Annotated in this window: 12 protein-coding genes and 1 pseudogene; 11 read left to right on the top strand and 2 right to left on the bottom strand. The window is 61.3% G+C overall.

Translation table 11 applies throughout. The features are described 5' to 3' along the window. Positions 1 to 8 precede the first annotated feature (8 nt). From Q4G14_RS11760 to Q4G14_RS11710, 11 genes and pseudogenes are all read left to right on the top strand, one after another. On the top strand, positions 9 to 845 hold the full coding sequence (locus Q4G14_RS11760) for an ABC transporter permease (protein ID WP_303361943.1): 837 nt from the start codon (positions 9 to 11) through the stop codon (positions 843 to 845). Then, on the top strand, positions 845 to 2,494 hold the full coding sequence (locus tag Q4G14_RS11755) for an ABC transporter ATP-binding protein (protein ID WP_303361942.1): 1,650 nt from the start codon (positions 845 to 847) through the stop codon (positions 2,492 to 2,494). Before Q4G14_RS11760 ends, Q4G14_RS11755 begins: the two co-directional genes overlap by 1 nt. A 10-nt stretch (positions 2,495 to 2,504) precedes the next feature. After that, positions 2,505 to 3,683, top strand: a complete 1,179-nt coding sequence (locus Q4G14_RS11750; RefSeq protein ID WP_303361941.1) for an amidohydrolase — start codon at positions 2,505 to 2,507, stop codon at positions 3,681 to 3,683. Next, positions 3,680 to 4,819 carry a M20/M25/M40 family metallo-hydrolase gene (locus Q4G14_RS11745; protein ID WP_303361940.1) on the top strand — a complete coding sequence of 380 codons (1,140 nt, stop codon included), beginning with the start codon at positions 3,680 to 3,682 and terminating at the stop codon, positions 4,817 to 4,819. The genes Q4G14_RS11750 and Q4G14_RS11745 overlap by 4 nt, the downstream gene beginning before the upstream one ends. A 277-nt stretch (positions 4,820 to 5,096) precedes the next feature. After that, positions 5,097 to 5,308, top strand: a pseudogene (locus Q4G14_RS11740) (IS3 family transposase); the annotation flags it as partial. Between the two features lie 594 nt (positions 5,309 to 5,902). Further along, complete coding sequence (locus Q4G14_RS11735) at positions 5,903 to 6,790, top strand: substrate-binding domain-containing protein (protein WP_303361939.1); 888 nt, start codon at positions 5,903 to 5,905, stop codon at positions 6,788 to 6,790. Between the two features lie 83 nt (positions 6,791 to 6,873). Then, complete coding sequence (locus Q4G14_RS11730; protein ID WP_303361938.1) at positions 6,874 to 8,385, top strand: sugar ABC transporter ATP-binding protein; 1,512 nt, start codon at positions 6,874 to 6,876, stop codon at positions 8,383 to 8,385. A gap of 77 nt (positions 8,386 to 8,462) precedes the next feature. Then, a complete protein-coding gene (locus Q4G14_RS11725; protein ID WP_303361937.1) occupies positions 8,463 to 9,359 on the top strand; it encodes an ABC transporter permease in 897 nt (298 codons plus the stop codon). A 3-nt stretch (positions 9,360 to 9,362) separates the two neighbouring features. Next, a complete protein-coding gene (locus tag Q4G14_RS11720; protein ID WP_303361936.1) occupies positions 9,363 to 10,304 on the top strand; it encodes a sugar kinase in 942 nt (313 codons plus the stop codon). Between the two features lie 3 nt (positions 10,305 to 10,307). Beyond that, positions 10,308 to 11,585, top strand: a complete 1,278-nt coding sequence (locus Q4G14_RS11715; protein ID WP_303361935.1) for a D-tagatose-bisphosphate aldolase, class II, non-catalytic subunit — start codon at positions 10,308 to 10,310, stop codon at positions 11,583 to 11,585. A gap of 78 nt (positions 11,586 to 11,663) precedes the next feature. After that, complete coding sequence (locus tag Q4G14_RS11710; protein WP_303361934.1) at positions 11,664 to 12,674, top strand: LacI family DNA-binding transcriptional regulator; 1,011 nt, start codon at positions 11,664 to 11,666, stop codon at positions 12,672 to 12,674. A gap of 177 nt (positions 12,675 to 12,851) precedes the next feature. Here the strand turns inward: Q4G14_RS11710 and Q4G14_RS11705 are convergent, their stop codons facing one another. Next, complete coding sequence (locus Q4G14_RS11705) at positions 12,852 to 13,910, bottom strand: 4-oxalomesaconate tautomerase (protein WP_303361933.1); 1,059 nt, start codon at positions 13,908 to 13,910, stop codon at positions 12,852 to 12,854. A gap of 21 nt (positions 13,911 to 13,931) precedes the next feature. Next, positions 13,932 to 14,603: a 4-carboxy-4-hydroxy-2-oxoadipate aldolase/oxaloacetate decarboxylase gene (locus tag Q4G14_RS11700; RefSeq protein ID WP_303361932.1), complete on the bottom strand. Its 672-nt coding sequence runs from the start codon at positions 14,601 to 14,603 to the stop codon at positions 13,932 to 13,934. Between the last annotated feature and the right edge of the window lie 4 nt (positions 14,604 to 14,607).

Below are 14,607 nucleotides of genomic sequence, written 5' to 3'. Positions count from 1 at the left end.
GCGCGCGGATGATCGGATCTGGCCTGCTGTCCCGGCTGGGCTGGGCACCCCGTATCGCTGCGCTGATCCTGGCTGTGATCGTCATCATGACGCTGTTATCGCCGTGGCTTGCGCCCTATGATCCGCAGGCGATGAACCCCGCCAGCCGGATGCAGGGGTCATCCTCGGATCATTGGCTGGGGACCGATAATTTCGGGCGCGATCTGATGTCGCGGGTCATGATCGGCGGGCGCATCTCACTGCTGATCGGGATCGGGGCGGCGGTGGTCAGCGTGCTGATCGGCATGGTCATCGGCATGATTGCCGGATTTTTCCGCAGCCTGGACGGCATCATCATGCGGGTCATGGATGCGCTGATGGCCATTCCCGCGATCCTTCTGGCGATTGCGCTGGTCGCACTCAGCGGACCGTCCATCGGCTCGGTCATCATCGCCATCACCATCCCCGAGATACCGCGCGTCGTGCGGCTGGTGCGCGCCATCGTTCTGTCAGCGCGCGAAGAACCCTATGTCGAGGCGGCAATCGCCCTTGGGTCATCCATGCCGAAAATTCTGATGCGGCATCTGCTGCCGAACACGCTGGCCCCGCTGATCGTGCAGGGCACCTATATCCTTGCCTCGGCCATCCTGACCGAAGCAATCCTGTCTTTCCTTGGTGCCGGGGTCAGCACGGAAACACCGACATGGGGCAATATCATGGCCGAGGGGCGGATGTTCTTTCGGCTGAAACCTGAACTGATCCTGTGGCCGGGGCTGGTCTTGTCGCTGTGCATCTTGTCGGTGAACCTGCTGGGCGATGCCGCCCGCGACATGCTGGACCCGCGGATGAAGAAAAGGACCGGCTGATGCATCGCGAAACCGATTTTTCAAACCAGCCCGAGGTGCTGAACATCCGCAACCTGACCGTGCGCGCGGACGGTATAGAGACACCGATCCTTGACGGCATCGACCTGACCATCCGGCGGGGCGAAACGCTGTGTCTGGTGGGCGAATCCGGTTCGGGCAAGTCCGTGACTTCACTGACGGCGATGGGGCTTTTGCCTGATACGCTGGCGGTTCAGGGTGGCTCGGTCCAGCTTGACGGCGATGAACTGCTGACCAAAACACCGGCGCAGATGCGCGCCTTGCGCGCCGCTCGCATCGCAATGATCTTTCAGGAACCGATGACGGCGCTGAACCCGGTGCTGCGCATCGGCGATCAGATCATGGAGGTGCTGGAACTGCACGACCGCGCCGGTCGCGGTGCCAAGGACAGGGTGCGCGCCATTCTGGAACAGGTGCATCTGCCCGATGTGGACCGGGTGATGCGCGCCTATCCACATCAGCTTTCCGGCGGCCAGCGTCAGCGGATCATGATCGCGATGGCGCTGATTCTGGAACCCGCGCTGCTGATCGCGGACGAACCGACAACGGCGCTGGACGTGACCACGCAGAAACAGATCCTGCTGCTGATCGACGAGCTGAAGGAAATCCACGGCACGGCGGTTCTGTTCATCACCCATGACATGGGCGTGGTGGCCGAAATCGCCGATACCGTCGCCGTCATGCGTCACGGAAAAATCGTGGAAACCGCGCCGATTGGCCAGCTTTTGCGAACCCCGGCCAAGGATTACACGCGTCAGCTTTTGCAGGCGGTGCCCAGCCTGACCCCCCGCGCCATGCGCCCCGAAGCCAGCACAACAGCGGCACCCGTGCTGGACGTGCAGTCGCTGAACAAGACCTATGGCGACAGCGGCTGGCTGCGGGCGCGGCCCGGCGTTATCGCGGCCAGCAATATCAGCTTTACGCTTGCCCCCGGTCGCACCGTCGGCATCGTCGGCGAAAGCGGGTCGGGCAAATCGACTGTCGCACGCTGCGTCATGCGGATGATCGACCCCTCGGCCGGGCGGATCGTGCTGGACGGCACCGACATCGCCCATCTGTCGCGTCGGCAGATGCACCCGCACCGCCGCAACATTCAGGTCGTCTTTCAGGACCCCAACCGCAGCCTGAACCCGCGCTGGACCATCGCCGAAAGCCTGATCGAGGGGCCGGTGAATTACGGCACCCCACGCAAGGACGCATTGGCCGAGGCGCGACGGCTGCTAAAGATCGTCGGCCTGCCCGAAGATGCTCTGACCCGCTATCCGCACCAGTTCAGCGGCGGCCAGCGTCAGCGCATCGCCATCGCCCGCGCCGTCGCCATGCGCCCCGACGTGCTGGTCGCAGACGAAGCCGTCAGCGCGCTGGACGTATCGGTTCAGGCGCAGGTTCTGGACCTGCTGGCCGATCTGCAACGCGAATTCGGCATCGCCATTTTGTTCATCACCCATGATCTGCGCGTCGCGGCGCAGATCTGCGATGATGTGCTGGTGATGCAGCGCGGGCGTGTGGTCGAATACGGCCCCGCCGGCGCGGTCCTTGCGTCGCCTGGCCATGAATATACCCGCACCCTGATCGAGGCCGCGCCCGGTCGCGGCTGGGATTTTCAGAACTTCACCACGATCCCCGCCTGAAGGAACCGCCATGCCCGCCCTGCCAGCCATTGATGCCGCCGCCCCCCGCCTGCGCACCGTATTCGAGGATCTGCACGCCCATCCCGAACTGGGCTTTCAGGAACACCGCACGGCCGGGATCGTCGCCGATGCCCTGCGCGCCGCCGGCGTCGATGAGGTGCATGAAGGTATCGGCGGCACCGGTGTCGTCGGCATCATCCGTGGCAAGAAGGGTCAGGGCAACCGCCGCATCGGGCTGCGCGCCGATATGGACGCCCTGCCGATCACCGAGGAATCGGGCCTGCCCTATGCCTCGACCAATCCCGGCGTGATGCACGCCTGCGGCCATGACGGGCACACCACCATGCTGCTGGGGGCCGCCGAATATCTGGCCGCGACGCGCAATTTCGACGGCACCGCCGTCGTCATCTTTCAGCCCGCCGAAGAGGGGCTGGGCGGCGCGCGCCGGATGATCTCGGAAGGGTTGTTCGAGCGGTTTCCCGTCGATGAGATCTACGGGCTGCACAACGCCCCCATCGGCAAGCCGAACCATGTCGGCCTGTGCCGGGGGGCGGCAATGGCCGGGGCGCTGTTCTTTGACATCACCGTGCGCGGTCAGGGCAGCCACGCCGCCATGCCACAGCAATCGCGCGATGCGCTGATGATCGGCGCGGCATTGGTCGGGCAGTTGCAGACCATCGTATCACGCAACATCGGGCCGCTGCATCCCTGCGTTCTGTCCGTTACACAACTCCACGCCGGCAGCGCCTATAATGTGGTGCCGGAAACCGCGACACTGGCCGGCACCATCCGCTATTTCGATCAGTCGGTGGCCGAACTGGCGGGCAAGCGGCTGCAAGAAATCTGCGCCGGTTTCGCCTCGGCCTTCGGCGTGCAGATCGACGTGGAACTGCGAAATGTCTTTGACGTGCTGATGAACGATGACGACGCCAGCAGCGCCTATCTGGCGGCCGCAGCCGAAATCGTGGGCGATCAGATGATTCACGACGGCGAACCACCCGCCACCGGGTCCGAGGATTTTGCCGATATGCTGCAAAAGGTGCCCGGCGCCTATCTGCGCCTTGGTCATTCCGGCACCATCGGGCTGCACAACCCGGCCTATGTGCTGGACCCGGACATTCTGCCCGTCGGTGCCTCGATCTATGCCCGCATCATCGAAACCCGCCTGCCGCAACAGGATGCCGCATGATGGACGCACTGACCCTGCCTTTCGATGAAAGCGACATGCTGGCGCGGCTGCGCCCGTGGATCGAATGCGAAAGCCCGACCTTTGACGCCGATGCCGTGACGCGGATGATGGCACTGGCTGCCCGCGACTGCGCCGCCATGGGGGCCAGCGTCGATCACATCGCCCCCAGGGGCGGTTATGGTGCCTCGTTGCGTGTGCGATTTCCGCATCCCGATCACGGACAGGTGCCGGGAATCATGGTCTCGGGCCATATGGATACGGTCCACCCCATCGGCACGCTGGCAAAAAATCCGTGGCGGGTCGAGGCGGGCAAGGCATGGGGACCGGGCATTCAGGACATGAAGGGCGGTAATTTCGCCATGATCGAGGCCGCACGGGTGCTGCATCAGGCGGGCTGGCAGACGCCCTTGCCGGTAACATTCCTTTTCACCCCCGATGAAGAGGTCGGCACCCCCGCCACCCGCAGCCTGATCGAGGACGAGGCGCGCCGCAGCGCCTGCGTGCTGCTGCCCGAACCTGCGCTGCCCGATGGCGGAGCGGTGACGGGCCGCTATGCCATCGCGCGGTTCAATCTGGAAACGCGCGGCGTGCCCTCGCACGCTGGCTGGGCGCTGAAGGATGGCCGGTCAGCCATTGCCGAAATGGCCCGTCGCGTGCTGGAGATCGAGGCGATGACAACGCCCGACTGCACCTTTTCAGTGGGCGTGATCCGGGCCGGGCAATGGGTGAACTGCGTCTCGTCCTCGTGCCATGCCGAGGTGCTGAGCATGGCCAAGACCCAGGACGACCTGGTCCGGGGGATCGCCGCCATCGAGGCGTTGCAGGACACCCGCAACGGTGTGTCTTTCACGGTCACACGCGGCGTAACCCGCCCGGTCTGGCCGCCCGGCCTGCCCGGCACGACAGCCCTTTATAATCAGGCACACGGCATCGCCAAACGGCTGGGCTTCGAGCTGACGCATGAATCCTCGGGCGGCGGCTCGGACGGCAATTTCACCGGCGCCATGGGTATCCCGACACTGGACTCTATCGGCCTGCGCGGCGCCGGGCTGCACACCCTTGATGAGCATATCCACACCAACAGCCTGACCGAGCGCGCGCGCCTTGCCGCGGCCCTGTTCATGGAAATCAGGTAAATGAGCCAGCCCTGCTGCCCACAGCCGCGCAAAACGTCCTGCTTGCCGATATTCCTGACGAGGTGGCTGACCTGATCCTGCCTGCTTCCATGATCTAAAAAGAGCGCGGCACCAAGCGCCGCGCTGACCCGGCCAGACGAACGGCATGGTGCCAGATATGCTTTACGGATTCGGATCGTCGATGAAGCCCCATTCCCGTGCGCTCGAATAGACTGCTAGTCCGCGCATGCACCGTGATCTCGTCGATGAGGGCCATGAGACGGACGGCATCGCACACGAGAACCAGTTGGTTGCGCGACAGAAACGGCGCCTCACGCGCACGACTGACAGCGAACGTGCCTGACCGTCCCACCCAATCTGGTGGTGCAGGACTTTACGGCGAATGGTCCTGACCCAAAATGGGCCACGGACATCTCTTGCATCTGGACGGCAAAAGGCTGGCTCTGCCTCGCGTTTGTCTTGGGCCTCTTTTCTCGCCGCGTCGTCGGTTGCGCCATGCTGACCGACCGGTGCGCGAATCGCCCTGCATCGCGCAGGATACACAAATCTTCGCTCGACAACTGGGTCTGAAATTGCGGGGCAGCGGCAATCCGAAGTCTTGGTAAAGCGGCTACGTCCATGTGACGCTGCTGGCAGATGCACAGACCGTTCTCAGGGTGATCAGAGGCCGGATCGAGGACTGCAACTAAAATCATCTGCACTCAGGGCTGAAAATACAATCCTTACGCGAGTCCATTGCAAGTAAAACCGCAGCCGCCTGAGTGTCCGATGAAACGAGGGCAAGACCTGTAGAAAGCAACCGCACTACCTGAATTTGTGCGCATGGGAAGTCACGCATCACAATCATACCGGTATCAAGGCGGAAGTCGTAGGGCAACCTTCCAGAACAGTTAGCGATGACGCCTTGGACGCTGTTAATTGCTCGATTTACGGCTGCGAGCCAACGGCGCTCATCAAGAAAAATTAAATTTGACACGAGTTAAAAATTAACTAACCTCCAGTCAGCCGCAAGGGGGAGTTGCGGTCGGCGGGCTGCGCCGAAAATTGTGGTCTCCTCGTGAACGAGATCCTGGGAGGATTGACATGACCCTGAATAAATCGCTTTCGGCGCTGCTGATCACTGTTGCCCTTGGCGCCGGGCCAGCCGCGTTTGCCGATGGGATTGGCGCGTCCCTGCTGACACAACAGCACCCTTTTTACATCGAACTTGCTGATGCAATGAAGGCCGAGGCAGAGGCCAGGAATGTCCCCCTGGAGGTCAGCATTGCCAATCAGGATCTGAACAAACAGCTGGCAGATGTCGAGGATTTCATCGTCAAGGGCGTCGATGTCATCGTGATTTCTCCGGTTGACAGCCAGGGCGCGGTTGCCGCCATTGCCAAGGCCGAAGCGGCGGGGATCAAGGTCATCACGGTTGATATTCCTGTCGCAAATGCCGAGGTGACCTCGCATATCGGCACGGATAACTACGCCGGCGGTGTCAAGGCTGCGGAACTGATGGGCGAAGTGCTGTCTGGTACTGGCAAGGTTGCGATCATCGACTACCCGACGGTGCAATCGGTTGTCGCCCGGATCGATGGCTTCAAGAAGGGGTTGGAGGCATTCCCGGATATCGAGATTGTTGCGCAACAGACTGGCATCACCCGTGCCGAAGCCTTGGCTGCATCCCAGAACATGCTTCAGGCCAACCCCGATATTACCGGAATCTTTGGATTTGGTGACGATGCTGCACTGGCGGCGGCAGTTGCCGTAAAATCAGCGGGCCTTCAGGATCAGGTCAAGGTCATCGGCTTTGACGGCATGGAAGAAGCGCGCAACGCAGTTGACAGCGATCCCGTCATGGTCGGCGTGATCCAGCAGTTTCCCGACGCAATGGGCAAAGCGGCTGTGGATACGGCTGTCGAGGTCATTGCAGGGAACGAGGTTCCCGCCGAACAGCCCATCGTTCCGGGCGTCTATACCAAGAACTGATCGCCGGTTCATTCCGACGACCGACGTCCCCTTCCGGCACGCTGCCGGGCGGGGACAAAGAGGACATCAGGGGTGCGCGGATCATGAGTGAGACGCAGAAAATCATGCTGTCCTTGCGCGATGTAAAGAAACGTTTCGGCCCTGTCGAGGCGCTGAAGAACATGCGCATGGATATCCGTCCGGGCCGTGTCCATACGATACTGGGCGAGAACGGGGCCGGAAAATCGACATTGATGAAAATTCTTGTCGGAGTTTATCCGCCAACCGCAGGTGAGATGGTTCTGGATGGACAGCCCTATCTGCCGCAGAATCCCACCGAGGCGGCGCAGCGTGGGCTGGCCATTGTCTTTCAGGAATTGAGCCTGTGCAACAATCTCAGTGTCGCCGAAAACATCATGGCGACGCGTGAACCGGCCAGCTTTGGTTTCATCAATCATCGCAAGCTGCGGCAACAGGCGGCGGCGCTGGTTCAGGATCTGGGCCTGCCTGTGAATGTCGATGCGAAGGTGGGGCATCTGTCGATTGCCCAACGCCAGTTGGTGGAGATCGCCAAGGGCCTCAGCCAGCCCGCCAAGGTTCTGATCCTGGATGAGCCGACCTCTTCGCTGTCGGATTCCGAGGCCGAGATTCTTTTTGGCATCATCGAGCGTCTGAAGGCCCGCGGGACGGCGATTATCTATATCTCGCACCGTATGGAAGAAATCATGCGCCTGTCCGATGATATCACCGTCATCCGAGACGGCGAGTATGTTGCGACCCGCGAGCGGGACGCGACCACCATCGAGGAACTGATCGCATTGATGGTCGGGCGAGAAATGGACGAAATCTATCCGCCCGCGCTGGTCCCGGTGGGTGATTTGCCGACGACGCCAGCGATGCAGGTCTCAAACCTGACGCGCAAGGGCGAGTTCAGGGACGTGTCTTTCGAAGTTCGGGCCGGCGAAATTCTGGGTTTCTTCGGGCTTGTCGGATCGGGCCGGTCCGAGGTGATGAACGCGCTTTTCGGTATGCGTCACGCCGAGGGCGAAATTCGCGTGGATGGACATCTGACACGGTTCCGCAACCCGGCTGAAGCAATCAAGGCAAGCATCGGTTTTGTGACCGAGAACCGCAAGGAAGAGGGGCTGGTCTTGGGCGCCGCCTTGCGTCCGAATATTTCTGCGGCTGCCATTCCCTTCTTTGCCGACAAGGCTGGGTTCATGAATTTCAGCGATGAACGCAAGGCAGCGGGGACCGAGGTACGGAGGCTGGCGATCAGGACAAATTCGCTGGACACACTGGCCGGAACGCTGTCGGGCGGCAACCAGCAGAAGGTCGTGCTTGCCAAATGGCTGATGACCAACCCGCGCGTGCTGATCCTTGATGAACCCACGCGTGGCGTGGATGTCGGTGCCAAGTTCGAGATTTATCGGATCATCCGCCAGCTGGCGTCCGAAGGGACCGCCATCATCATGGTTTCATCTGAACTGCCCGAGGTTCTGGGCCTGGCTGATCGCGTGATCGTCATGGCCGAGGGTCAGGTTTCAGCAACAGTGACGGGTGCCGATCTGACGCCGGAACGTGTCATGGCTCATGCAACGGGAACATCAAAATGACTGATACAACCGATCCGCTTGTTACACAGCGCGGTCATCAGATTCGTGCGCTGATTTTGCAGTATGGCGGCATCCTGATGGCGCTGATTTTGCTATGCATCATCTTCTCGATCATGAACGCTCGCTTCATGACCGTGGCCAATCTGACGAATATTTTGCAGCAGGTCGCTGTTGTCGCCATCGCCGCCTTCGGGATGACATGGGTGATCCTGCTGGGCGAAATTGACCTGTCCATCGGCTCGATGATTGCCGTTGCGGGCATGGCTGGCGCGCAGGCTTTGGCTATGGGGATGGGATTTGTGCCAGCCCTGCTGTTCACTCTGACCGCAGGGGCTGCGATGGGTGCGATAAACGGAGTGCTGACCGCAAAGCTGATGCTGCCATCCTTTATCGTAACGGTCGCAACCATGGGGATCTATCGGGGTCTGGTTAGTCTGCCGACGAATGGCGCACCCGAGATGGTCTCGGATCCGTCCTGGATCGCAATTGGGGCAGGTTCGTTTCTTGGTCTGCCCATCATAATCTGGATCGTGCTGGTGCTGTTCCTGTTTAACCATATTCTGCTGTCGCGCACGACATTCGGCAGGCGCACCTATCTGACTGGCGGAAACCGCGAAGCAGCACTTTATTCCGGTATCAAGGTTGACCGGCTGAAAATCGCGATCTTTACGCTGTCGGGTGTCATGGCGGCGATTGCGGGCATCCTGCTGTCCTCGCGCCTTTACTCGGCGCAGACGAATGCGGGAATGAGCTATGAACTCGACGCTATTGCGGCCGCCGTCCTCGGCGGCACCAGTCTGGCGGGCGGGGTCGGAACGATGGTCGGCACCCTGATCGGTGCGCTGATTATCGGGGTGATGAACAACGGGATGAACATGCTGTCGGTGCCTTATTTCTATCAACTGATCGTCAAAGGCCTGGTTATCCTGATCGCCGTCTGGCTGGACGTTCGTGCCAAGAAACGGAGAGCATGATCCATGCGCAAGGTTCTGACCATCGGCGAAGTTCTGGTCGAGATCGTGGCGACCACCAAGGGTAACGGATTTCGGGAAGTGCAGCCCTTGGTCGGGCCGTTCCCCTCGGGGGCTCCTGCGATTTTCATCGACCAGTTGGGCAAGCTGGGCACGCCTTGCGCCATTGTCTCGCGGGTCGGGGATGATGATTTCGGGCAGGTGAATATCGACCGCCTGCGTGCCGATGGTGTCGATATTTCAGGGATCGATATTGCGCCGGGCGAAAGCACGGGCAGCGCCTTTGTCCGCTATCGCGAGGATGGCAGCCGTTCCTTTGTCTATAATATCCGGCACAGCGCCTGCGGCAACCTGCGCCCGACGCCAGCATCCGAAGCGTTGATCGACAGTTGCGATCATCTGCATGTCATGGGCACTGCCCTGTCAGCACCAGGGCTGGGCGAAATGGTGATGGATGCCGCCCATCGTATCAAGGCGCGTGGCGGCACGATCTCTTTCGATCCGAACCTGCGCCCGGAAATCCTGAACAGTCCGGGTCTGCGCGAGAGATTGGAAACCGTGCTGACCATGACTGACCTGTTCATGCCTTCTGGCAGTGAATTGTTTCTGTTTGAACAGGCGCACGAAGAAGCCGATGCGATCAGCGCGCTGCTGGATCGGGGCATTCGTACAATCGTCCTTAAACGCGGCAGCGATGGAGCCAGCCTGTTCGAAAATGGTTCCCGCATCGACGCGGCGCCTTTGACGGTCGAGGAGCTGGACCCGACCGGCGCGGGTGACAGCTTTGGCGGCGCGTTTCTCAGCTTCTGGCTGGCCGCAGCAGAGCCGGAACTGGCGCTGCGCTATGCGAATGCGGCAGGTGCGCGTGCCGTCACACGAATTGGCCCGATGGAGGGCACCTCGACCCGCGCCGAGCTGGACCTGCTGCTGATCGAACAGAAAGGTTAGATCATGACCGACAATTCCCTGCACGACATTGCCCGATGGCGTAACCGTCCCGGCCCCTCGGGTATTCCGTCGATCTGCACCGCACATCCCTTGGCGATTGAGGCTGCGATGCGCTGCATCCTGCCGACCGATCTGCCATTGCTGATCGAGGCGACCTGCAATCAGGTCAATCAAGAGGGCGGTTATACTGGCATGACACCGTCTGATTTCCGCAGCTTTGTCGATGTGATCGCGGCACGTGTCCGATTTCCGGCAGACCGGCTGATCCTGGGGGGCGACCATCTGGGACCGAACCCCTGGAAAGACATGCCAGCCGATCAGGCGATGTCGAAGGCCGAGGAGATGATCCGGGCCTATGCCGCCGCCGGGTTTAGCAAGTTACATCTGGACTGTTCGATGGGCTGCGCGGGCGAGCCGGTTGCACTGAATGATGTCGAAACCGCCTCGCGCGCCGCCCGTCTGGCAGCGGCGGCCGAAGAGGCGCGGCCCAAGAACGGTATAGCGCCGGTCTATATCATCGGCACCGAGGTTCCGATCCCCGGCGGCGCGATGGAGGAAATAGAAGGGCTGGAACTGACCAGCCCGGATGCCGCGTTGACGACCTATGCCATTCACAAGGATGCTTTTGTAGAGGCGGGGCTGTCTGACGCCTTTACCCGCGTCATCGGGCTGGTCGTGCAGCCCGGCGTCGAGTTTGGCAACCACAATGTCATTGGCTACGATTCCAAGGCCGCGACCGAACTGAGCGCGACACTGGCCCAAATGCCGGGTCTGGTTTTTGAAGCGCATTCGACCGATTACCAGACCCGCGAGGCGCTGACTGCACTTGTCAATGACGGCTTTGCCATTCTGAAGGTTGGCCCCGGACTAACCTTTGCGCTGCGCGAGGCGCTGTATGGTCTGGATGCTATCGCGGAAGAGCTGTTCCCCGGTCAGCGTCGGCGAACCCTGCGTGCGGTGATGGAGGCTGTTATGATGGCCGCGCCCATGAACTGGGACCGTTATTACCACGGATCCGATGCCGAGCGTGCGCTTCAGCGGCATTTTTCCTATAGCGACCGCATCCGCTATTACTGGCCAAACCCGGTTGCGGATCAGGCTGTCGCCGAACTTTTTGCGCTGCTTGGTGATGCCGACCTGCCTGAAACGCTGATTGCGCAATATCTGGGCGGACTTTATCCCCAAGTGCGGGCCGGCCGGCTTGCTCCGCGTGCAAGGGAGCTGTCACTTGCCGCAGTCGAGCGGTTGACGCAAGATTATGTATCAGCATGTAGCGGCTGAGTCCGTGTGAAATAGAAAATGGGAACACGAATATTGGCCGCGAACAGCCCCAAAACAAAGATGGACAGTATCCGCACAATGGAGGATTTCGCGGCCCATATCGGCCTGTCGCGCCCAACTGTATCGAAATATTTCAACAACCCATCTTCTGTCCGCGAAAAGACCCGTAGAAAGATCGAACAGGCCGTTACGGATTCCGGGTTCAGGCCCAATCTGTTCGCGGTCAACCTGAAACGACAGCGGGCCCGGATCATTGGCGTAATCATCCCCAACGCCATCGACCCGTTTTATATGGAACTGACACGCAGGATTGAGGAAATAGCGAATGAGGCGGGGTATTTCGCGATTGTTCTCAGTTCAAATGGCAACCCCGATCTGGAAGCCGAGGCCATCGAGCGTTTCGAGTCGATGAATGTTGCCGGTGCCATTGTTGCTCCTTTGGGGCAGGCACGGGGGCAGACGAAACTGGATTTGCTGGCAAGCCGTGTGCCGCTGATCTATGTCGATGTCCCCGGTCATGAGGGTATCCCCTATATCGGAACCGATAACCGACAGAGCATCGGTCTGATCGTTGATTATCTGTGCCGGTCAGGCGAACCGCCCTGTTTTTTGGGAATGCCCGAAGTTAACCTGAATGCCCGGCTGCGGCGGCAGGCTTATGAGGATGCGATGACAAAGGCCGGGCACAAGCCGCATGTCTTGCCCATTTTGTCCTCTCTGGATTGGGATTTCGAGAAATTCGCCCATCAACAGATGTCCGGCCTTCTGGCAGATCTGCCGTCATCGACCGTGCTTTGCGCCAATGACCGCCTTGCCTTCGGCGCGCTTCTGGCCGCTTGGGAGGCGGGTCTCAGGGTGGGCCACGGTCGCGATTGCGCAATGCGGATCGCCGGCCATGACGATCACCCGCTGGCGCGCTATGCCTGCCCGCCGTTGACGACAGTCGCCCAAGACTATGCCGAGATTGCGCGGTTGGCGACCAATCGCTTGCTGGTCATGCTGGATGAAAAGGCCCCAACCAGTCTGGCCGAGGCGTCGGGGGAAGAAGTGCTGCTGAAAGCAAGCATCATGTTGCGCGCCTCAGCGTAAGGCGCAGGGGAGCTTATACCGATCCTGCCTGAATCTTCAGGCTACTTTCCGGGACATGTGAGGGCAGAACTCCGGTCATCTCTTTCAGTCCAACCCGAAGTGAAATGAGCGTAAGCGAGAAAAGCCCTATATCCCCAGCCGGAAGTCTCGCGGCAAGGTCGTCTGCGCTGACAGTTGTCAGCCCTCCGTTCGCGGGAAAACCAGCCCATCCATCAACTTGCGCGCGGTGCGCAGGCTGCCTGCACCCACAACCGCGCCGCTGTCATCCATGCGGATCAGCACCTCGGCGCTGCCGGTGGGGTGCTGGATCTGGAACCGGCCGTCGATGGGCAATTCGGCCAAAGCGGCGGCGGGGGTGCCGGGCATGGTGCAGGCGGTGGCGGTGCTGACGGCGGCGAACACGCCAATGCTGGCGTGGCAACGATGCGGGATGAAACTGCGGGTGTTGATCGTACCGCCCGGCGAGGGCGCCGATACCAGCGTCATCTTCGGCACCGATTTTTCGGTTACATCGCCCAGATTCATCAGCGGTCCGGCTTGCAGACGGATCGCCTCCAACCGCGCTTTCAGGGCAGTGTCGGCATCCAGATCGTCGCGGCTTTCCTGCCCGCTCAGGCCGAAATCGCTGGCGCGCATGACCACGATTGGCATCCCGTTGTCGATCAGCGTGCAGTCCACCCCGTCGATCACATCGACCGCCTGACCCGAGGGAAGCAGCGCCCCGCACATCGAGCCTGCGATATTTTCGAACATCAGCGGCACGGGGGCGGCGGTGCCGGGAACACCGTCGATGGCGGCCTCGCCGGCATAGGTGACATGCCCGCCGGGGGTCTGAACCGCCGCGGTCGCAATCTCACCCGTGTTCAGCATGTGGATGCGGACCGGGGTTTCGCCGTCTCGCGTGGCGACCAGACCGCGCTCGATCGCGGCGGGGCCGACGCCCGCCAGAATATTGCCGCAACCCTGCGCACCGGACACCAGCGCCTGATCGACATAGACTTGCAAGAACAGGTAATCTACATCCGCATCAGGACGCGAGGGCGGCGACAGGATCGCGACTTTCGAGGTCAGCGGATCGCCCCCACCGATGCCGTCGATCTGGCGCGGATCAGGGCTGCCCATCAGTGACAGCAGCAGCGCGTCGCGTGCGGCCTCGTCCTTGGGCAGATCCCCGGCCAGCAGATACACCCCTTTCGAGGTGCCGCCACGCATCCATAAGCACCTGATACCGTTCATTTATTCCTCCGCAATGCCGGTTCAGACATATTTCAGGCCCTTGGCCGCCAGCCGTGGACGCATGTCGTATATATCAAGGCCAAGCTCACCCGAGGCGAGGCGCTGCCGCTTGGCTTCCTCGGCCGCCAGACGCTTTTGGGCTGCGGCAAGGACGGTATCCGCATCCTCGCGCCGGACCACACAGACGCCATCGTCATCGGCGACAATCACATCGCCCGCGTTGATTGCCTGCCCGGCGCAGACGATGGGCACGTTGACCGATCCCAGCGTTTCCTTGACCGTGCCCTGCGCGCTGACCGCCTTGGACCAGACGGGAAAGCCCATCTCAGCCAGATCGCGCACGTCGCGCACACCCGCGTCGATGACCAACCCCCGGCAGCCGCGCGCCATGGCACTGGTCGCCAGCAGATCGCCGAAATAGCCATTGTCGCAAGGGCTGGTGGGGGCGAGGACCAGAATGTCGCCCGCCTGCAACTGCTCGATGGCGACATGAACCATCCAGTTATCACCGGGCGCCGCACTGATCGTGACGGCCGATCCGGCGATGCGGGCACCGGGCCAGATCGGGCGCATGTAACTGGCCAGGCAGCCGATGCGGCCCTGGGCCTCATGCACGGTAGCGACACCGGCTTCGGCCAGTGCGTTGATCGTCCCGGTGCTGGCGCGCTGGATGTTTTGAACGACTTTAGTCATGGTT

The organism is Paracoccus sp. (in: a-proteobacteria) (assembly GCF_030538755.1).
Lineage (GTDB): Bacteria > Pseudomonadota > Alphaproteobacteria > Rhodobacterales > Rhodobacteraceae > Paracoccus.
Note: the sequence above shows the minus strand (reverse complement) of the source record. Positions and strands in the feature narration are given on the sequence as shown.

What these genes read in the sequence shown, in the direction of transcription:
- Q4G14_RS11745 (WP_303361940.1), top strand. Translation starts at nt 3,680, where the DNA reads ATGATGGACGCACTGACCCTGCCTTTCGATGAAAGCGACATGCTGGCG.
- Q4G14_RS11700 (WP_303361932.1), bottom strand. Translation starts at nt 14,603, where the DNA reads ATGACTAAAGTCGTTCAAAACATCCAGCGCGCCAGCACCGGGACGATC.
- Q4G14_RS11705 (WP_303361933.1), bottom strand. Translation starts at nt 13,910, where the DNA reads ATGAACGGTATCAGGTGCTTATGGATGCGTGGCGGCACCTCGAAAGGG.
- Q4G14_RS11760 (WP_303361943.1), top strand. Translation starts at nt 9, where the DNA reads ATGATCGGATCTGGCCTGCTGTCCCGGCTGGGCTGGGCACCCCGTATC.
- Q4G14_RS11750 (WP_303361941.1), top strand. Translation starts at nt 2,505, where the DNA reads ATGCCCGCCCTGCCAGCCATTGATGCCGCCGCCCCCCGCCTGCGCACC.
- Q4G14_RS11715 (WP_303361935.1), top strand. Translation starts at nt 10,308, where the DNA reads ATGACCGACAATTCCCTGCACGACATTGCCCGATGGCGTAACCGTCCC.
- Q4G14_RS11730 (WP_303361938.1), top strand. Translation starts at nt 6,874, where the DNA reads ATGAGTGAGACGCAGAAAATCATGCTGTCCTTGCGCGATGTAAAGAAA.
- Q4G14_RS11725 (WP_303361937.1), top strand. Translation starts at nt 8,463, where the DNA reads ATGGCGCTGATTTTGCTATGCATCATCTTCTCGATCATGAACGCTCGC.
- Q4G14_RS11720 (WP_303361936.1), top strand. Translation starts at nt 9,363, where the DNA reads ATGCGCAAGGTTCTGACCATCGGCGAAGTTCTGGTCGAGATCGTGGCG.
- Q4G14_RS11735 (WP_303361939.1), top strand. Translation starts at nt 5,903, where the DNA reads ATGACCCTGAATAAATCGCTTTCGGCGCTGCTGATCACTGTTGCCCTT.
- Q4G14_RS11710 (WP_303361934.1), top strand. Translation starts at nt 11,664, where the DNA reads ATGGAGGATTTCGCGGCCCATATCGGCCTGTCGCGCCCAACTGTATCG.
- Q4G14_RS11755 (WP_303361942.1), top strand. Translation starts at nt 845, where the DNA reads ATGCATCGCGAAACCGATTTTTCAAACCAGCCCGAGGTGCTGAACATC.